The organism is Streptomyces sp. NPDC048603, assembly GCF_043199475.1.
GTDB lineage: Bacteria > Actinomycetota > Actinomycetes > Streptomycetales > Streptomycetaceae > Streptomyces.
Map to the genome: position 1 here is coordinate 182,567 of NZ_JBICVY010000014.1, position 18,637 is coordinate 201,203.

Annotated in this window: 15 protein-coding genes; 7 read left to right on the plus strand and 8 right to left on the minus strand. The window is 73.0% G+C overall.

Going from position 1 to position 18,637, the window contains the following annotated elements; all coding sequences use genetic code 11:
* The first annotated feature begins 104 nt into the window (after positions 1-104).
* From ACGFQ9_RS31115 to ACGFQ9_RS31130, 4 genes are read left to right on the plus strand one after another with little or no spacing between them, the layout of a single operon-like run.
* The gene (locus ACGFQ9_RS31115; RefSeq protein WP_393578413.1) at positions 105-1,574 is read left to right on the plus strand and encodes a hypothetical protein; all 1,470 of its coding nucleotides are present in this window, start codon (positions 105-107) and stop codon (positions 1,572-1,574) included.
* Positions 1,571-2,617, plus strand: coding sequence for a lantibiotic dehydratase C-terminal domain-containing protein (locus ACGFQ9_RS31120; RefSeq protein WP_393578414.1), 1,047 nt, complete (start codon positions 1,571-1,573; stop codon positions 2,615-2,617). Before ACGFQ9_RS31115 ends, ACGFQ9_RS31120 begins: the two co-directional genes overlap by 4 nt.
* Positions 2,614-3,351 (plus strand): ATP-binding cassette domain-containing protein, encoded by a 738-nt coding sequence (locus ACGFQ9_RS31125; protein WP_393578416.1) that lies wholly within the window; start codon positions 2,614-2,616, stop codon positions 3,349-3,351. The genes ACGFQ9_RS31120 and ACGFQ9_RS31125 overlap by 4 nt, the downstream gene beginning before the upstream one ends.
* The gene (locus ACGFQ9_RS31130; protein ID WP_393578418.1) at positions 3,348-5,000 is read left to right on the plus strand and encodes a DUF6297 family protein; all 1,653 of its coding nucleotides are present in this window, start codon (positions 3,348-3,350) and stop codon (positions 4,998-5,000) included. The genes ACGFQ9_RS31125 and ACGFQ9_RS31130 overlap by 4 nt, the downstream gene beginning before the upstream one ends.
* 166 nt (positions 5,001-5,166) lie before the next feature.
* On the opposite strand, the gene ACGFQ9_RS31135 is transcribed toward ACGFQ9_RS31130, so the two are convergent.
* The gene (locus ACGFQ9_RS31135) at positions 5,167-6,135 is read right to left on the minus strand and encodes a hypothetical protein (RefSeq protein ID WP_393578419.1); all 969 of its coding nucleotides are present in this window, start codon (positions 6,133-6,135) and stop codon (positions 5,167-5,169) included.
* Between the two features lie 281 nt (positions 6,136-6,416).
* Between ACGFQ9_RS31135 and ACGFQ9_RS31140 the strand changes: the two genes are divergently transcribed.
* Positions 6,417-10,850 (plus strand): FtsK/SpoIIIE domain-containing protein, encoded by a 4,434-nt coding sequence (locus tag ACGFQ9_RS31140; protein WP_393578421.1) that lies wholly within the window; start codon positions 6,417-6,419, stop codon positions 10,848-10,850.
* A gap of 73 nt (positions 10,851-10,923) precedes the next feature.
* Here ACGFQ9_RS31140 and ACGFQ9_RS31145 read toward each other — a convergent pair whose 3' ends face one another.
* The 5 genes from ACGFQ9_RS31145 to ACGFQ9_RS31165 form a co-directional block, all read right to left on the minus strand.
* Complete coding sequence (locus tag ACGFQ9_RS31145) at positions 10,924-12,348, minus strand: hypothetical protein (RefSeq protein ID WP_393578423.1); 1,425 nt, start codon at positions 12,346-12,348, stop codon at positions 10,924-10,926.
* Positions 12,349-12,394: 46 nt separating this feature from the next.
* The gene (locus ACGFQ9_RS31150; RefSeq protein WP_393578424.1) at positions 12,395-13,033 is read right to left on the minus strand and encodes a hypothetical protein; all 639 of its coding nucleotides are present in this window, start codon (positions 13,031-13,033) and stop codon (positions 12,395-12,397) included.
* Between the two features lie 32 nt (positions 13,034-13,065).
* A complete protein-coding gene (locus tag ACGFQ9_RS31155; RefSeq protein ID WP_393578425.1) occupies positions 13,066-13,359 on the minus strand; it encodes a hypothetical protein in 294 nt (97 codons plus the stop codon).
* A gap of 90 nt (positions 13,360-13,449) precedes the next feature.
* Entirely contained in the window at positions 13,450-13,740 is a 291-nt protein-coding gene (locus ACGFQ9_RS31160; RefSeq protein WP_393578427.1) for a WXG100 family type VII secretion target, read from the minus strand.
* A 90-nt stretch (positions 13,741-13,830) separates the two neighbouring features.
* Complete coding sequence (locus tag ACGFQ9_RS31165) at positions 13,831-14,592, minus strand: DeoR/GlpR family DNA-binding transcription regulator (RefSeq protein ID WP_393578429.1); 762 nt, start codon at positions 14,590-14,592, stop codon at positions 13,831-13,833.
* Between the two features lie 407 nt (positions 14,593-14,999).
* Here ACGFQ9_RS31165 and ACGFQ9_RS31170 point away from each other — a divergent pair, with 407 nt between their 5' ends.
* Positions 15,000-15,431 (plus strand): hypothetical protein, encoded by a 432-nt coding sequence (locus ACGFQ9_RS31170; RefSeq protein ID WP_393578431.1) that lies wholly within the window; start codon positions 15,000-15,002, stop codon positions 15,429-15,431.
* A 62-nt stretch (positions 15,432-15,493) separates the two neighbouring features.
* On the opposite strand, the gene ACGFQ9_RS31175 is transcribed toward ACGFQ9_RS31170, so the two are convergent.
* Both ACGFQ9_RS31175 and ACGFQ9_RS31180 read right to left on the minus strand, forming a co-directional pair.
* Entirely contained in the window at positions 15,494-16,153 is a 660-nt protein-coding gene (locus ACGFQ9_RS31175) for a sigma-70 family RNA polymerase sigma factor (RefSeq protein ID WP_393578432.1), read from the minus strand.
* A 512-nt stretch (positions 16,154-16,665) separates the two neighbouring features.
* A complete protein-coding gene (locus ACGFQ9_RS31180) occupies positions 16,666-17,499 on the minus strand; it encodes a LamG domain-containing protein (protein ID WP_393578433.1) in 834 nt (277 codons plus the stop codon).
* Between the two features lie 335 nt (positions 17,500-17,834).
* On the opposite strand from ACGFQ9_RS31180, the gene ACGFQ9_RS31185 reads away from it, so the two are divergent.
* Positions 17,835-18,602 carry a DeoR/GlpR family DNA-binding transcription regulator gene (locus tag ACGFQ9_RS31185; protein WP_393578434.1) on the plus strand — a complete coding sequence of 256 codons (768 nt, stop codon included), beginning with the start codon at positions 17,835-17,837 and terminating at the stop codon, positions 18,600-18,602.
* The last annotated feature ends 35 nt before the right edge of the window (positions 18,603-18,637 follow it).

The following is an 18,637-nucleotide window of genomic DNA, read 5'->3' on the forward strand; positions in this document are numbered from 1 at the left end:
CGGGCGGGGTCTGCTCTGCGTACCCCACCCGGCATCGATCGTCCCCCGCTGTCCGTAGTCCCTCTGCCCGTCCCTGTTCCGCACGAAGGAAGTGGCTGCCCTCCGTGGTCGTTGCGCCCCCTCCCCCTCCCGCCCCCGAGCCCGGCTCCGACCCGGCCCGCACGGCCTCGCTGAAGGCGATCCTCATGGCCGTGCCGTCCGGTGACACCCGGGTGGACCCCGAAGCACGCCCCGAGCGCCAGCGGGTGCGCTCGGCGGTCGCCGCCCTGGCAGCCGAAGCGACCGGTGGCGACCTGCCCGCGCGCTGGGACCTGCTGGCGCGGACCCGCTGGCCCGCCGCGGCGCCCGCCTCGGAGGTGTCCCTGTACGAGGTGGCCGCCACCGTCAGTGCCCCGGTGCGCTTCGAGGTCGACAACCCGTATCCCGAACACCGGGCTTACCCGTCGCCACGGGCCAAGTTCCCGGTGCGGCTGGTCGCCCAGGAGGGCGGCGGCGGCCGCTTCCCGCGGCCCGAGGCGGGCGACGCCCTCGGCGTGCCCGCGGTCCCCGCCGCTCCCGCGGTCCCGCCGGGGTCCGCCGGGCCCGGGGGCGGAGGCGGCGACCACATCCGGACGTTCGCGCTCCCCGATGCCCTGCCGTCGTTCTACGGACCGCTGCGCACCGTGCTGACCGGCCTGGAGACCGGTCATGTCCTGGCCTCGCTCGCCCTGTTGGGCAGGGCTATGGGCCGCCCGCTGAGCGTCGCGGGGCCGTCCGGAGCCACCGAGGCGTGGGCGGGAGCGCTGCCGGGCGCGGCCGTGCCCGGCTACGTCATGACCCCTGAGCCGGAGCCGGAGAGCCCGCCGATCCCGCCTGTCCCGCCTGTCCCGCCGGTGCCGCCGGACCCCGGGGGAACCCTGTCGCCGGCCGCCGCGCCGTCCGCCGGATCCGGTGGCACGACGTGGAACGAGGTGGTCTGGGAGCGCAACAGCGGCCGGGCCCCGCGCGGTGTCTCCGGCTTCACCGGCGCCCACCGCCCGGCGCCCGCCGAGCTGTGGCACACAGCGCTGAACACCCTCGCGGGCAGCGACCGCGGCCTCGGCACCCTGCTGCCCGCCCGCTCCGGCCTCGGCCTGTTCTGCTGGGTGCGCGAGGTGGAGAACGTGGCGGACGGCTGCTACGCGATCGGCTTCGACGGCACGGCCCGCCGCGTCGGAGAGCTCGGGGCCGCGCGCGGCGCGCTCCTCGTGGACTCCGCCGCCGCACCCGGCCTCGCCTTCGAACTCGACGCCTGCAACCTGGTGTGGCTGGTCACCGCGGACCTGACGGCCGCCTGCCGTACGTCGGACGCGCCCGCGCCCCGCATGGCGGCCGACCTGCTGGCCGCCGCGGGCTGGACGGCCCAGCACCTGTCGTACGCGATGGCCGCGCACGGGCTGTTCGCACGGCCGCTGCGCAGCTATGACGCCGAGGGCGCCGCCACCGCGCTGGGCCTGGGACCGGACCGGGTGCCGGTCTACCAACTGGCATGCGGGCCGAACCGGTTCACCGAGCCCGCCCTGGACGTCCGCCGCTTCCCCGGAGGCCCCGCATGAGCACCCCCGCCCCCAACCCCGACGGCTGGCTCTCCTGGCACGTACACGTACCCGCCGACGCCGAGGGTACGGACCGGCTCACGCCGCTGGTACGGGAGCGGCTCCCGGCGCTGCTCGCCCCGCTGCGCGCGGCCGGACTGCTGCACCGGTGGTTCTTCATCCGCTACTGGGAGGGCGGGCCGCACCTGCGGATCCGGCTGCTGCCGCGGCCCGGTGCCGGCCGCGCCGCCACGCCCGACGCGCTGGACGCGGCGGTGCGGCGGGCCTTCGCCGACGTGCCCCGCGACGGTCACAACCCCGAGGGCTACCTGGCCTCCATCGGCGACCTGGCGGCGGCCTCGGTCGCCTCCGACCCGACCGTGGACCGGCGGCTCGCCGCGACGGTGCTGCCGCCCGGTGTACACGCGGCCGGCTACGTACCGGAGACCGACCGCTACGGCACCGGGGCGGCGCTGGAGGCGACCGAAGAGGTGTTCATGCTCTCCAGCGAACTGGCCCTGCGCGCGGCCGGGTCCGGGCTGGACGAGCTGAGGCTGCGGCTGCTGGGCATCGAAGTCCTGCTCAAGGCCGCCGCGTTGGCCGCTGCCGGCATGCCGCAGGGGGGCGGGCTGCCCGGCACCGGCGGCGAAGCCGATCCCGTACTGGTTCAGCTGCGGGCCCACGCCGGCTACTGGAGCGGCTGGTCCCGGTCCGCCCCGCAGGAGGTGTTCCCCACGGCGTTGCTGGCGCGGCACGCCGCCGACTGGGCCGAACTCCTGGTGTCGCGCGGGCGGGTGAGCGCCCCGGCGCTCACCGCACGGGCCTCGGCGGTGTCGCCGTGGGCGGGGGCGCTGGCCGCCCTCCTCTCCCCCGGCTCCACCGGACCGGCCGGGGCCGGGGACCCGGCCGAAGCACCGTCCCGGTCGGGCCTTTTGATCTCCCACACCCATATGACCCTCAATCGCATGGGTATATTCGTGCATGATGAATACATTTTGGCGGAGGCCGCTGCCCGGCTGCTGCGGATCACGGCCGGCGCCGGCCCCGAAGGGGGACGGGCGTGACTGACGCCGCCGAGGACAGCGCCGAGGACACCTCCCGGAAGGCTGCCCTGCTCTACGCGCAGGACATCCACGTCGCCTACGCGGAAGAGACCGTCCTGGCCGACGTCTCCCTGGACCTGGAGCCCGGGAGTTGCCTGGCCCTCGCAGGCGCCAACGGCTCCGGCAAGTCGACCCTGTTGCGCGTCTGCGTGGGCCGCCAACAGCCGGACCGGGGCGAGGTCCGCTTCGCGGGGGCCGCACCGCGCGAGGCGGACCCCGCCTTCCGGCGGGACGTCGGGCTGCTCCTCGACGGCGCCGAATGCTTTCCCGACCTCACCGTCGCGGAGCACATACGGATGGTCGCCACCGCCCACGGCCTGGGCCCCCGGGCCGGCGCCGCCGCCGACGAGGTACTGGCCGAACTCGGCCTGGACCACCGCGGCGACGCCTTCCCCGACGCCCTGTCGGCGGGACAGCGCCAGATGCTGCTGCTCGCCTCGGTGTTGGTTCGTCCGGCCCACCTGATCGTCGTGGACGAGCCCGAGCAGCGCCTGGACACCGCCGCCCGGCGCAGGCTGGCCGCCGCACTGCGGGCGGCGAAGGACGCCGGCACGGCCGTACTGCTGGCCTCGCACGACCGGGCCACCGTCGAGGAGGCCGCCGACCGGGTACTGCTCCTGGACCGGGGCCGGACGGCCGCCCTGGGCACCCCCGCCGAGGTGACCGGCGTAGCGGAGGTCTCACCGTGGCGGTGACCACCGAACGTGCCGCCGAATCCGCGGGGAACGCCACGGCCGAGGCCGTGGCCACCGCGGCGCGGGCCCGGCGGCAACGCGGGGCCGGCCGGCCCCGGTTCGACGACGTGTGGACCTGGGTGTGCGCGGCCGTCTCCGCACTGGTGGTGCTCGCGGGCCTGGTCCAGGCTGCACCGGGCATCGGCCAGGGACTGGGATGGTCCGGCGGGCCGGCCGCCCGCGCCGGCGTGGTCGGCACCACACTGCTGCTGTTCGCCGGCCAGCTCGCCCTGTGCGTACGGCTGGGGCCGGTCCTGCTCAGCCCCGCCGAGATCACCTGGCTCCTGCCGCTGCCCGGCGACCGGGGCCGACTGCTGCGCCCCCGGCTGCTGCGGGCCGTGGCGGTCGCCTGCGCGGCGGCCCTGCCCACCGGCGCACTGGCCGCCGCACTGGCCCTCGCCCTTCAGGGCGAACGGCGGTACGAGGCCCTCCCCGTGGCACTCCTCGCCCACCTGGCGCTGGCCTGCCTCGCGGTCGGACTGGGCGCGGTGGCCGAGGCCCGCCCCGCCCTGGCGAGCCGGGTCCGGCTGCTCGGCGGCGGTCTGACACTGGCCGGAGCGACCGTGCTCACCTTCGGAACCTCGGTACCCGCGCTGACCGAGACAGCGGCCTGGTCCGGCCCCTGGGGCTGGGCCGGCGCGGCCGTCGCCACAGCAGCCGAACGCAACTCACCCCTCACCTGGGCGGCGGCTCTGGCCTGCCTCACCACATGCGCGGCGGTCACCCTGCGGGCGGCGTTCCGGACCGCAGCCGACATCCCGACGGACGCGCTCCTCGCCCGGGCCCGCACCGGCCGGGAGGTCACCCGGGGCGCGACGCTACTGGACCTGCGCGCGCTGACCCTCGTCCTGCAGTCGACCGGCGGACGGCGCCGGCGGACGGCCCGGATCCCGATGCCGGGCTCCCGGTGGGCGGTACCCCTGTGGCGGGACGCCGTCGTCCTGCTGCGCCACCCCTGGCGCCCGGTCCTGGCCTGCACCGCCCTGATCGCCGGCTTCGCCCAGTTCCGCCTGGTGGCCGACTGGTTGGCGGACCCGGACCACGCCGCAGCCGGCCCCCTGAAGGCGGCGTTCGTGGGCCTCCTCCTCGTCGTACCGCCCTACCTCGCCGCGGTCGCGCTGGCCGAACCCGCCTACCAGGACACGGACCGCCCGCGCCGCTCCCTGCTCCTGCCGCTGTCCCCCGGCACCCTGGCCCTCTCCCACCTGGCGGTACCAGTCGCGTTCCTGTGGGCCGCCGGCGGTGTCGGCTGGGCCGCGGCCCTGTTGTCCGGACCGCCCGCGGGACCGCTCGGCGCGTACGCCACGGCGCTGCTGCTCGCGGGTCCCGCGCTGGTCGGCACCACCTTGGTGGGCGCCTACCGGGGGGCACCCCGCTACGACCTGCTGGCCCTGTCCCTCGACTGGTACGCGGCCGCGCCGTTCGTCCTGTGGCGCCTGGCTCCCGCACTGGCCGCGGGCTTCGTGACGGCCCCCTACCTGTGGCACATGGCCTGCCACCCGGCCGCCGGCCCGGACGCGGACACCCTCTGGCTGGCCCTCCGCTCCGCCGCCGTACTGGCCTGGTCCGTCCACCGCACCGCCCGCCAGGCCAAGGACCTGTGCGGCTGAGCCCCGGGCGGCACTCCGGGCCGCCGGCTGCGGCGTGAAGCCCGAGTCCGGTGCCTTTGATCCGGGCCTTTGACCCGGGCCTTCGGCCCGGCCGACGGGAGAGACGATCCGGCAGCGTACGTGGCGTGCACCGCCGGATCGCGGGAGGGCAGTCCCGGCGCGCGGCTCAGGCCGTCCGGCCCGCGTGCACGTCCAGACCGATCCCCAGCGGGCCGGTGTCGACCCTGCCGTCGGGCAGGACGGTGAGCCGCCAGCCGAAATCGGGAGCGTCGCCGACCACCAGGAGGGCGTCGCCCGGGCGGACACTCCGCGTACCCGCCTGCTCGTCACGGTACTGGGCCGCGTCCATGACGAAGAGATGGGGGATCGTCCCCTGCACGCCGAGGGGCCGGTGGCCCTCGATCAGCCGGAACATCTGGGTCAACCGCGCGCTGTCGTCACCGTCGGCCGTGGCCACGCGAGGCGCCGTCCCGCTGTACGCCGCGTCCGCGAGCGCCTCTTCCAGGGTCGCGACGGTGTGCAGGCGGGCCGATTGCAGGCCGAGCCCCGCCGTGACGTCGGTGGTGGCCACCGAGCCCACCAGGGTCACCGTGGCCTGCCGCCCCACCGGACCGGTGATCAGCTCGGACAGCATGGCCCGGACCAACTGCTTGACCCCGTCCGACTCCCCCGTCACCACGATCGCTGCCTGCGAGCGCGACAGGTCCACCAGGACGCGCTCCCCTCCGGTCAGCCCCAGCGTGACGGCAAGCGCGTACGGCTGTGAGGGCCCCGGTGCCTCGTGCGGCGCGTACGTGCCGAGTTCGTCGGCCGCCATGTACCACTCCTCGCCGTCCTGTCCGGCCGTCCACGCGGCGGGCGGTTTGGCATCGGCACCCGACAGCCTCAGCGTCAGCCGTTCAGCCGAGTAGCCGAGCGCGTACAGGTCGGGCATCGAGCGTTGGGTGCGCTCGCAGTCGGCAGCCAGCCGCCGCAGGCCCAGATCGATGGCGTCGAGTGCCTCGCGGCCGGTGACCGCCGGGGTGAGAGCGGGCCGGGGCGCCGCCTTGGATCGGATCTCGGTGGCGACGAGCACGGCGATGGCGGCGATCAGAGCCACGCCGAGCACGACGGCCAGGATTGCGGATACGGACATGCGGCCACCTTCAACAGGTCACAGAGCGGTGCCGGGACAGAGACATCGGCCTACTACGCGGTCGCCGCCCGGATGGTTCACCGCTCGCTCATCTCGCTCACCTCAGTCACCTCAGTCACCCCGGTCACCTCTACCGCGCCGACGTGCCCGCGCCGCGCGCTCCCCGCGATCGGGTGGCGCCGTGAACCGGATGCGCACGGGCCGCGTAAGGCCGTCCAGCGCGATCGTGCCGACGGCGGGCCCTCGCGCTGCCCATCGCCCTGCCGAGCCAGGAGGACACCGTGCCGTTGATTTTCACCGTGATGGACGAAGTCGGAGATCCCTTCGACGTCCATCTCGACGCCGATCCCGACACGACGATCGGTGCTGTCGCGGAGGCACTCGCCGAGAAGACGGGCAGCCCGCTGCCCCTGGACGCCTCCGGTCTCTACGTCGACGGCGAACTCCTGCCCCTCGACATGGCGCTGCGGGACGCCCCGCTGCGCGACGCCGTCGTCGTCGGCCTCGGACGGCCGACCCCCGCTCCGGCGGGCGAACCGATGGGCCTGGTGGAGATCCGCGTGGTCGGCGGTCCCGGATCGGGAGCCGTGCACCGTCTGGACATCGGCGACTACCGCATCGGCCTCACGGCGTACGGCGTCCCCCAGGTCGCCCGCGGCAGTGTGGAGGGCGCGTACGCCTCGCTGCGGGTCGGTCCGGGCGGCCGCTGCGTGTTGCAGCCGCTGATCGAGGCGCACGGCATGCAGCTGGACCGCGAGGACGTCGCCGACGAGTCGGCCTGGGGGCTCGGCGGCCAGCTGAGCATCGCGGACTGCCTGCTGGAGCTCGTCCGTCCCGAGCCGCCGGACGCGGCCGTGCAGCGCTCGGAGGACGGGACCGGCCTGGACTACAACCGGCCGCCCCGGCTGCTGGCACCGGAGGCCGAGACCCGGTTCAAGCTGCCCGCGCCGCCGGTCAAGCCGGGCCGCCGGCCCCTGCCGTACTTCGCGGCGCTCATGCCCCTGGTGATGGCGATCGGCGGCGTCCTCATCTTCAACAGGCTCACCTTCCTGCTGTTCGGACTGCTCTCCCCCGTCGCCGTGATCGGCAACTATCTCGTGACCCGCAAGTCCGGGAAGGAGACGTACGCCGAGGCCGTCGCCAAGTACGAGGAGAAGAAGGCGCGCATCGAGCAGGACGCCCAGAGCGCCGTACTGCTCGAACGCACCGCCCGCCGGCGGAGCTTCCCCGACCCCGCGGCCGTACTGCTGACCGCCGTGGGGCCGCGCCGCCGCCTGTGGGAGCGACGCACCTCGGACGCCGACTTCCTCGAACTGCGCGTGGGGACCACCGACATGCCCTCCGAGGTGGTCGTCGAGGACCCCGAACAGGACGAGCACCGGCGCCAGGTGGTACGGGCCGCGTACGACGTGCCCGTGACGGTCGCGCTGCGCACCCACAAGGTGCTCGGCATCGCCGGCGAAGGCTCGGTCACCCGGTCCGTGGCGCGCTGGGCCGTCGCGCAGGCCGCCGTTCTGCACAGCCCCAACGACCTGCTCGTCTACGTGCTGACGGTCGGCCAGGCGGGGGAGGACGCCTGGACCTGGGTGCGCTGGATGCCCCACGTGCGCCGGGCCACCGGCGACACCTTCGCCAACATCGGCTCGGACACGGAGAGTTCGGCACGCCGGGTCGCCGAACTGACCGCGCTCATCACGGCTCGCGCGGCGGCCGCCCGGGACCGCAAGTCCGTCAAGGAGCCCGACGTCCTCGTCGTGCTCGACGGGGCGCGCCGACTCCGCTCGCTGCCCGGGGTCGTCCAGATCCTGCGGGACGGCCCCGCTGTCGGGGTGCACTCCATCTGCATCGACACCGAGGAGCGGCTGCTGCCCGAGGAGTGCCAGGCCGTCGTCGTCGAGGAGCAGAACGGCACCCTGCGCGTGGGGCTTTCGCGCTCGGCCACCCTGCACGGGGTGCGCGCCGACAACGTGGCGGTCGACTGGTGCCGTTCGGTGGCCCGCGCGCTCGGCCCGCTGCGCGACACCGGCGGAGCAGAGGACGAGGGCGCCGTCCTGCCGTCGGCGGCCCGGCTGCTCGACGTGCTGGCTCTCGACCGGCCCACGGCCGACGCGATCACGGCCCGCTGGAAGGCGGGCGGCCGCACCACCTCGGCGGTCGTCGGCGTTTCGCTCGACGGCCCGCTCTCCCTGGACCTGCGCCGCGACGGGCCGCACGGGCTGGTGGCCGGCACCACCGGTTCCGGCAAGTCGGAGCTGCTGCAGACCATCGTGGCCTCGCTGGCGGTCGCCAACCGGCCCGACGCGATGACCTTCGTACTGGTCGACTACAAGGGGGGCTCGGCCTTCAAGGAGTGCGTCGACCTGCCGCACACCGTCGGCATGGTCACCGACCTGGACGCGCATCTCGTCGAGCGCGCGCTGACCTCGCTGTCGGCCGAGCTGAAGCGGCGCGAGCACATTCTCGCCGCGGCCGGAGCCAAGGACATCGACGACTACATCGATCTGCTGCGCCGCGAGCCGGGCTTCGGGCACGAGCCGATGCCCAGGCTCCTCATCGTCATCGACGAGTTCGCCTCGATGGTGCGCGACCTGCCCGACTTCGTGAAGGGCCTGGTCAACATCGCCCAGCGGGGCCGTTCGCTGGGCATCCACCTGATCCTCGCCACCCAGCGCCCCGGCGGCGTGGTCTCCCCCGAGATCCGCGCCAACACCAACCTGCGCATCGCGCTGCGGGTCACCGACGCGAGCGAGAGCCAGGACGTGCTGACCTCGCCCGAGGCCTCGTCCATCTCGAAGAACCACCCCGGCCGGGCCTACGTACGCCTCGGACAGACCTCGCTGGTGCCCTTCCAGGCCGGGCGTGTCGGCGGGCGGCGCCCCGGCGTCGCCGCCGTGTCGCTGCCCGCTCCCTGGGTGGTGCCGCTGACCTGGGAGCAGATGGGCAGCCCGCTGCCCGAGGCGCCGCGGCCCGCGGCCGGCGCCTCCGACGACGCGGTCACCGATCTGCACGACCTGGTGCAGGCGATCCGCGCCGCCAATGACGACCTCGGCATCGCACCCCAGCACAGCCCCTGGCTGCAGCCGCTCCCCACGCGTCTGCAGGCGGACGCCCTGCCCCAGGCCCTCCCGGGCGGCTATCTGGCTCCGGTCCCCTACGCGCTGGCCGACCTGCCGGGCGACCAGGCGCAGCGGCCCCTTGCCCTGGACTTCGCAGCGCTCGGGCATCTGCACATCGTCGGATCGCCCCGGTCGGGGCGGTCGACGGCCCTGCGGACGATCGCGGGGGCGGTGGCGCGCGCGCACTCGTCGGCCGACGTCCACATGTACGGAATCGACTGCGGCAACGGCGCGCTGCTGCCGATGGAGTCGCTGCCGCACTGCGGCGCGGTCGTGCAGCGCACGCAGCCGGAGCGGGTCGCGCGGCTGATCTCCCGCCTCACCCGCGAGGTGGCGCGCCGCCAGGAGCTCATGGCGGGGCACGGCGCGGCCGACCTGCCGGAGCTGCGCAGGTCCCTGCCGGAGGCCGAGCGGCCCGCGCACGTCCTCGTGATGCTGGACCGCTGGGAGGTGTTCGAGAAGACGCTCGGCGAGTACGACGGCGGGAGCCTGCTCACGCAGGTCCTGGCGCTGCTGCGGGACGGGGCGGGCGTCGGCGTCCACGTGGTCCTCGCCGGCGACCGGTCGCTGTTCTCGACTCGGCTCGCGTCGACCACCGAGGACAAGCTGGTGCTGCGGCTCAACGAGAAGACCGAGTACGCCATGATCGGCATCCAGTCCCGCAACGTGCCCGACGACATCCCCGCGGGCCGGGCCATACGGGCGGGCGACCGGGCCGAGGTGCAGATCGCGCTGCTCGGGCCGGACGAGAGCGGGCAGGGACAGGCCGGCGCACTGCTGGCGATCGGGGCGCGGTGCACCGAGCGGGACACCGGCCTCCCGGCGGCCGCGCGGCCGTTCCGGGTCGATGTGCTGCCCGACCGGGTCGAGTACGCCGAGGCCGGGACCTTCACGACCGCCGGCCGGCCGGGCCCGCTGTGGGCGCTCGCGGGCATCGGCGGCGACGAACTGTCCGCGTACGGGGCCGACTTGGCCCTGACGCCCACCTTCGTCGTCGGGGGACCGCCGCGCTCGGGCCGCAGCACGCTGCTGCTCACCATGTCCCTGTCGCTGCTCGACTCCGGCACGCCGATCGTGGTGGGCGCACCGCTGCGCTCGCCGCTGCGGGAGCTCGCCGGCCGGCCGGGGGTCCTCGCGATGTTCACCGCGTCCGACATCGCGCACGACGAGCTGGAGGCGGCGCTCGCACAGGCACCGGCGGGCGCGGTCATCGTCCTCGACGACGCCGACATGATCCTCAAGGTCAACGCCGAGGCCGTGCTCAACCGCATCGCACGTTCCGGCGCCCAGACCGGGCACGGGCTGATCCTGGCGGGCCAGGTGGAGCGGCTTTCCTCCGGGTTCTCCGGCTGGAACACCGACGCGCGCCGCAACCGGCAGGGCATGCTGCTCAGCCCGCAGGGCATCGCCGACGGCGACCTGATCGGCTTCAAGGTGCCGCGCAGCCGGCTCGGCGCCGGCAAGGCGGGGCGCGGCATGCTGCACCTGGGTGACGGTGTGCTGCGTACGGTCCAGGTGCCGTACGCGGTGCCGCCGGCGGCTCCCGTGACTCCGGCCGAGGCGCAACCGCTCGGGGAGGGGACGCCCGAACAGGTGTGAGCGCACGAACGAGAGGGCTCCCTCACCGATTCGGTGAGGGAGCCCTCTCGTTCGTGCCGCGTCCTCGGCGGGCTCAGGAGGTGGTGTCGACCAGCGGATCGCCGTGCACCGTGCCGCTCCACGTGCCGGCGGTGGCGCCGGGGGCGTAGATGGAGCCGCCGAAGGCCATGCCGGCGCCGATGGAACCCGGGATGTTGCCGCGGATGCCGTTGCCCATGTTGTTCAGGTACTGCTCGAAGGTGAACGGATTGTTGCTGCCGCCCGTGGTGCCGAGGGAGTTCGGCGGGGTGGGCAACGGCGTCGGGGACGGAGACGGGGAAGGGGAAGGGGAAGGGGAAGGCATCGGGGTCGGTGGCGGGGTGCCCTCTTCCGGGATCGGGCTGAGCGGACGGCCCGTCGAGGGCGGCACCGCCCCCGCTCCCTCCTCCGGGATCGGACTCAGCGGCCGCCCCGTCGAGGGCGGACCACTGGGCACGATGTCCAGGTCGTCCGACGCGCTCGACCCCGGCGACGGGTTCGCCGGCCGGGGCGGCATGGAATGCAGCGAGATGTCGTCGCCGCTCGACCCGGAGCCCGGCCGCGAGCCGGACCCGCCGCCGATGCTGCCGCCGGTGGGCTTGGGGCCCCTCAGCGCCGCCCCGATTCCCTTGATGACCGAGAAGCCGCCGAACGCGGTGCCTATGACGCCCAGGACGATGCCCGCGACGTCCCAGTCACCCGTGACGACGCCTCTGGCGATGTTGATGCCCAGGGGCACGAGTCCGAAGACCAGACTGGCCGCGCCCAGGAGCAGCGCGATCGGTTGCAGCCCCGGGATGAAGCCGATGATGAAGGAGATGACTCCGAGGAAGGCGCTGATGATGCCGAAGGCGGAACCGATGGTGTCCCAGAGCTTGTCCCAGAAGTTCTTGCCCTTCACGGCCTGGTCCTCGGCCGCTCCGAGCGCGGTGGCAGCCACCTTCGCGTCGGTCTCCCGCAGCTCGCGCGCGTCCAGCGCGAGGCGCTTGGCCGCTTCGAGGTCCGCCTCGGCTGCCGCCAGCTCCGCCTTGGCCGAGCTGACGTCGTCACCGGCGGAACTGATGGCCCTGTCATCGGGTTTCTCGGCGTCCTCCGCGGCCTTCAGCGCCCGTTCGGCGCCGTCGACGCCGGCCCTCGCGGTCTCCAGCGCTTCCCGTGCCGCCGTCCCGTTCCGCAGGGCGAGGCCGGCCTTGTCCTGGTGGCCTTCGAGCAGGGGGGCGTACGCGTTGATGGCCGCCGCCGCGGCGTCGTAGGACTCGCGCAGGGCGCCCACCTGCGTGGGCAGGTCGCTGAGCACCTCCTTGAGCTTCTCCATCGACTGCCCCTGGCCGAGGTCCTGGCTCTCGATCCGGGAGATGACGGAGAAGGCAGACTCCGCGTCGTCGGACACTCGTTGGTACTGGCGCGCCAGTTCGCGCAGGACTTCCGGTTCACCGGGAGTCGGATCGTCGTCGAGATCCAGGACCTCCCACTCGCTCACCGCCGGCCGAGGCATCTCATCACCGCCCTCACTCTCTCGTTCAAGTTCAAGGTTGGAACCGCAGGGTTGAGCTGATGGCGTCGAAGACGTCGAAGAAGGCGTCCACCAGGCTGAGGTTGGGGGTGGAGCACGAGACGCACAGCAGGTCCCTGCTGTGCGGTACGGGGACCATGGTGTGCATCAGCGCGGTGCGCACCGTGCCCCGGTCGTGGTAGTCGATGTCCTGGATCTGGGTGACGCGACCCACGGCGCCGAGCTCCGGCACCTCGATGATCTCGGCCCGGTGCGCCGACGTGCCTTTGCCCAGCGGGTTCTTGGCGTTCTCCAGGGCCACCGGGAGCATCAGCTCCTGGAGGTCCGACGAGTGGCCGGGAGGCGGGGAGACCCGCATCACCAAGGCGTTCGCGACGAGTGACTCCCCGCTGTCGGTGAACACGATCATGCCCGCGGTCTGGAGCGCGCCGCGCGCGTGCGCGTCCCGCGCGACCTTGCGCGCGTCGCGCACCGCGGCCTCGACGCGGGCCCGGTCCGCCTGCAGGCCCTTGATCTGGTCATCGACGGCCCGCCGGATGGCGGCGTCGCGGGTACGCGGGTCCAGGTCGAGCTTCCACCAGGAGTCGGGGTAGCGGAGCGTGAAGCGCCGCGGCGCCGCGGACTGGGGCGCCGGGGCTGCTGTCTGTGTCATGTGGGGTGTTTCCCTCCCCTCGGTCCGCGGGCCTACGTGCCCTCGTCGAGGCTGGCGTGTATCTCGGTGTCGGCCTGCTCGAAGTTGTCGACGATGCCCTGAGCGGCCTGGCCGAACGCGTCCACGTTCTCCTGGACCCGTTCGTGGCCCGCCTTCCAGGCGGAGTCGAAGCTGGTGACCGCTTCGATGAGACCGCTGTCGCCGATGTCGTTCTCGGTGCCGGCCCGCTCCAGGCCGGTCTTCTCCTCGATGCGCGACCGGATCTCCGTGAGTCGCGCGATGGTGTCCTTGAGATCTTCGACCGGGATGTTGATGCCGCCGCTCATGTCTCTCCTTCCGCGTGCAGCGGTGCCCGCGTACGGAACCGGCCGGGTTCCGAAGCGCGTGCGCGATCCGGAACCCGGCCGTCAAGGGGACTAGCCGATGCCTGCGGTGGTCTGCTCGTCGGTCTGGACGAACGCCTCCGCGACCTTCGTGAGGAACTGGCTGACCTGTTCGAGGTCGTTGATGCCCTTGTCGAGCCCGGTTTTGAAGTCCTGCCAGTAAGGCGCGAACTTCTCCTGCGATCCAGGGGTGTTGTAGGCCGCCTGGACGACCTCGTCCATCTTGGTGTTGGCCTCGTCGAGGGCGGTGCGCATCATCTCCTTCTGGTTCGACAGCCACTGGGCCGCCGCGGTGATCTCCTCCGGCTCGATCTTGATGGACACGCCGGCTCCTTCCGTAGGTCCGGTTCGCGGCGGGATTCACGCCGCTGTGCCGGTTCTACGGAGGGGTCGGCGAAACGGTTCATGACGGCCTCACACCCGTATCACCTGCGGGCCGAGACACGCGTAGCGTTGTGCCTCGGTCGTGGACAGGCCGGTGTCCGTGACGATGACCTCAAAGTCCTTCGGCTCGGCGAAGCGGTGAAAGCTCACCGCGCCGAACTTCGTGTGGATGCCGAAGAAGATCCGGCGCCTGGCCGAACGTACGGCCTGCGCCTTGACATGGCCCACCGCGGTGTCGGGGGTGGTGAGACCGTGCTCGCGGGAGATGCCGTTGGCGCCCACGTACGCCACATCGATCACCATCTCCGACAGCATCCGGACGGCCCACACGTCGACGGTCGCCAGGGTGTTGCCTCGTACCCGTCCGCCGAGCATGAGGACCTGGAAGCCCCGCCGTTCGGCGAGGGCGCGCGCCGTGGTGAGGGAGGCGGTCACGACGGTCAGCGCCCGGTCCTGCGGAAGGGCTTCGGCGATCAGCTGCGGGGTGAACCCCTCATCGACGAAGACGGTCGCGGCGTTGCCGAGCAGGCTCACGGCGGCCCCGGCGATCCGGGTCTTCTGCGGAAGGAAATTGGTGGTGCGCTGGGCGAGGCTGGTTTCAAAGCCGGCGCCCTCGACCGGATACGCGCAGCCGTGGGTGCGCCGGATCAGGCCCTGTTCCTCGAGCAGCCTCAGGTCGCGTCGCACCGTCTCGGGGGACACTGTCAAATCAGCGGAAAGCGGGGTGACTTCGGCGGATCCGTCGCGGCGGACGACGGTAAGTATTGCGCGGCGACGTTCGTCGGCGTCCACGTCGCAGCCTCCTTGTCTCGGTGTGAAGTGCCGCGCCAGCGACCTCCTGCGGGGATTGTGCATTGCATTGATTCCACCGGACAGCACCGGGATACCAAGAGGAGGCGGACCGGCCGACTTTCGCCCCACCGAGTCCGCATAAAGGACGCCGGGACCGGCTTCCGGCGGGCTCCGTGAACCGCAACGCCGCGCCCCCCGTAGACCCGGATGTCCACAGAGTGCACACGGGGAGCCGCGAAATGACGAGTCCGCCGCGCTTTGTGCTGGAATTCCCTGCCGATTGGTGGCTTTTCGACCTCGGCCCCGGCACACGCGACGTGTCGATACGGAATCGCGTCGAAACTCAGATCCGGCCGGCGGGCGTATCCCATGAGGAGGCCGACCGCATCGTCCGCACCCTCACGGCCGTGGCTCGCGCCGCGCACGACCAGGGCGCGCTCCAGGCGGCCGGAACGTTTCGGTGGCGGCCCGACGGGACGTACGAGCTCGCCGCGACCGTCGTGCACCGAGTCGCCGTGCCAGAGGGCATGCCCGGCGGCGTGGCGGCCCTCGGGCCTGAGGGAGCCCCGGACCCGCCGGACGTGGCCGGCCACGGGGCGTCCGGGTTCACCCTTTCCGAGCGACCGGGCATCGGGGTGGTCGGCCGACTCGCCATCGTCCGGGACGGGGCCCGCGCCGGGGGTGAGGGCGAGCCCGCCGCCTCGCTGCACATCATCGCGCCGATCCCGGACAGCCCCGACTTCCTGGTGCTTTCGAGCTTCACCAGCGACGCGGCACGGTCTCGGGAGTTCTTCGAGCTGTGCGACGCGATCGGCGCCACGCTGCGGTTCGGCGGCTGACGAGGCGTCGGGCGGGACGGCCGCCGGGGGCATGAGCCACGCCCCCGACCGGCCGGCACGCGTCACGCCGCCGGGATTCCGCGGCTCTCCAGGGCGTCCCGCAGCGCCCTCGTCGCGTAGTACGTGCGCGACTTCACCGTTCCCTGCGGCACCCCGAGCACCTGGGCGGTCTGGCGCACGCTACGGCCCATGTAGTGCACGTGGAGGAGCACTTCGCGCTGGAAGTACGGCAGCGCCCTCAGCGCGTCCACGACCACCTGGGTGGTCAGTGTCCGGTCGACGTCGTCCGTCACGGGCAGCACGGCCGCCAGATCGGTCACCTCCGCTTCCACAGGCCGGGCCTGGCGGGCCCGGAACCCGTCGATGACGAGGTTGCGGACGACGGCGAACAGCCAGGGACGCACGGTTTCGGCACTCGGGTCGAGTTCGGACGCGTGGTACCAGGCCCGTATCGCCACTTCCTGGAGGATGTCCTCGGCCCGGTGCCAGTCGCCGCCGAGCAATCGGGCCGCGAAGCGGCGTATCACCGCTCCGTGCCGCGCGTAGAGCGCGGCCAGGAAGGCGTCCGCGTCGGCCGATCGCGGGGCCGGTCGGGGGGCCGGTCGGGGGGCCGTGCGCCGGGACGTACGCCCGGGCCCGTCGGCCCGGTACGACTGGTTCGCGCTGTGCGGGGTGCTGGTCGGCGCCGCGTCGTCGCGGGTCGCCTCGGGTGAGCGCAGCAAGGGAAGTCCCCTCCTTGGTCAGGGGCGGGTGCACGGGCATGGCGGTTCTCGTGGAGACGGCACGAGAAATGGCTCGGATGGCTTCCTCGAACGCATTCCGATCGGGCAGACGGCCGCATTCCGATCTCGTCCGTACTGAAATCGGCTCGCCTGCCCGGTTTCTCGATGAATGCGTGGAGGCGTCACTTCCAGCCGCCTGCCCTTTGTTCTACCGGCATTCGGGCGTCATGTCGGTTCCGCCGCCGTTACTGCGGCGCCCGATTCAAACTGCGCTATTGCCCCGGAAATCCTCGTTGTGTCCGTTGTCGCGGCGGCGGTTCGACCGCGGTCTGACCGAACGGCCCTTCCTGCCCGCCCGTTTGACGACCGCATCCGCGAAAGCCGGACGCACGGCGCTCCGATCAGACCCCCGCGTACGGATCGGACGCGCATCGGAGAAGAGGCGGCCGGCCGGGGTGGCGTGGCGCACCCCGGCCGGCCGTGTCAGGATTCGCTCCGGTCGCCCCGTACCCTCATGCCTTGCCCGGGCGCTGTGCGGCGAGCTGGGCGACTTCCTGGGGATTCAGAGCCCGGTCGAAGGCCCGGACATCCGCGATGCCACCGCTCCAGAAGTCGACCTCCTTGTTCTGGAACTTGGCGCGCCCGATGACCAGGTTGCCCACCGGCCGTTCCGGATTCTGCGCCTGCGCCTTGCCCGCGAGCTTCCCGTCGACGTGGATCTTCAGGGTGCCGGACATGTGGCTGTAGGTGCCGACCAGGTGGTACCAGCGGCCGATCTCGGGGTCGCCGACCTTCCGGGCCACGGCACGGGCGTTGGTGAAGCTGAACATGAAGCGCTTCTGGGCATCGGAGTACTGCAGGTAGAAGACGCTGCCCTGCGCGCCGTCGAGGGACACGGCGGTGCGGAACCCTTTGCCGTCCAAGCGCACCCAGGCGGCGACCGAGTAGTCCTTGTTCACGGTGTCGAGGATCGGGGCGCCCGTGTCGGCGAACCCGGTGGCACCGTCCAGCTGGAGGGCGCCGCCCACCGGGCTCTGGGTCCGGCCGAACGTGCCCTTCGCGGTGGCGTCGCGCTTGCCCGCGGTGTCCTTCAGCACGGCCCCCTCACGCTCGTCGGCAGGCCAGCGCCCCACCTCGCGCAACGCGACGGAACCGCCCGCGGTGGCCTTGGTACCCGTGCCGCCCTTGCCCTGCGCCTGCTTCTGCTGCCGGACGCCCGCCTCGTCCCCGCCCCGGCCCGGCTGTATGAGCGTGCCGGCGGCCACCAGGCCGAGTGCGACCGCGAGCACGGCGATCAAGCCGATCAGCGACCACCTGCGGGTCGTGGGCGACAGATTGAGGTTCATGACATCCTCCCGAGTCCGTACGTACGGTCCGCGCGTCCCGCGTGGGAGCCGCGCACGGCGGTGGACGGACCGCGGAATGAAGTGGTTCACCGGCTGCGGGCCGAACGGGCGCCGAACGGGCGCCGAGCGGGCGCGGGCACCCTGGCCGGCGGGCAGCGAACCGCCCGCGCGTCCTGGCCGAGTGCCCTGTGGCCAGCGGCGATCCCTCTCCGCACCCGGGCCCAAACGGGCGTCATCCGCGGCACGAACCCCCTGTTCACAGCCGTGTCACGGCTTGTACAAACGAGCCAACAGCCCGAACGGGCAGCGCACCGCAGCGTTCAGGACAGGGATGTGTGACCGTGGACTCAGAGGAACGCCGACGTGAGATCCTCCGCATCGCCCGGCAGGAGGGTTCCGTGGACGTCACGGAACTGGCCGCCGTCTTCGGCGTGGCGAAGGAGACGGTCCGTCGGGACCTCCGCGTCCTCGAAGAGCACGGAACGGTCCGGCGTACGCATGGCGGGGGCTACCCTGTGGAGAGCGCCGGCTTCGAGACGACCCTCGCCGTGCGCACCACCCGGCACCTGCCGGAGAAGACCCGGATCGCGAACGCCGCGGCCCGGCTGCTCGGAGACGCGGAGACCCTGTTCGTCGACGAGGGCTTCACCCCCCAGCTCATCGCTTCCGCGCTGCCCCGCGACCGCCCGCTGACCGTGGTGACGGCCTCCCTGGCGGTGGCGCACGTGCTCGCCGGCGCGGAGAAGACCACGGTACTGCTGCTCGGCGGACGGCTGCGCCCCGGCACGATGGCCACGGTGGACCACTGGGCCGCTCGTATGCTGGCGGGCTTCGTGCTGGACCTGGCCTTCATCGGGGCCAACGGCATCTCCCGCGCACACGGCCTGACGACGCCCGATCCGGCGGTCAACGAGGTCAAGGCACTCGCCGTCGCTGCCGCCCGGCGCCGGATCTTCGCCGGGGTGCACACCAAGTTCGGCGCGTCGAGCTTCTGCCGCTTCGCCGACGTACGCGATCTGGAAGCGATAGTGACGGACTCGGGGCTGTCGCCCTCCGAGGCTCACCGCTACCACCTGCTCGGCCCGCAGGTGCTCCGCGTCTGAGCACCCGTACGGCCGTTCGCGCCTCCCCCCTTTTC

Bases quoted from the DNA above. Each gene is read 5' to 3' on its own strand.
- ACGFQ9_RS31120 (WP_393578414.1), top strand. From the start codon at position 1,571: ATGAGCACCCCCGCCCCCAACCCCGACGGCTGGCTCTCCTGGCACGTA.
- ACGFQ9_RS31135 (WP_393578419.1), bottom strand. From the start codon at position 6,135: ATGTCCGTATCCGCAATCCTGGCCGTCGTGCTCGGCGTGGCTCTGATC.
- ACGFQ9_RS31150 (WP_393578424.1), bottom strand. From the start codon at position 13,033: ATGACACAGACAGCAGCCCCGGCGCCCCAGTCCGCGGCGCCGCGGCGC.
- ACGFQ9_RS31155 (WP_393578425.1), bottom strand. From the start codon at position 13,359: ATGAGCGGCGGCATCAACATCCCGGTCGAAGATCTCAAGGACACCATC.
- ACGFQ9_RS31180 (WP_393578433.1), bottom strand. From the start codon at position 17,499: ATGAACCTCAATCTGTCGCCCACGACCCGCAGGTGGTCGCTGATCGGC.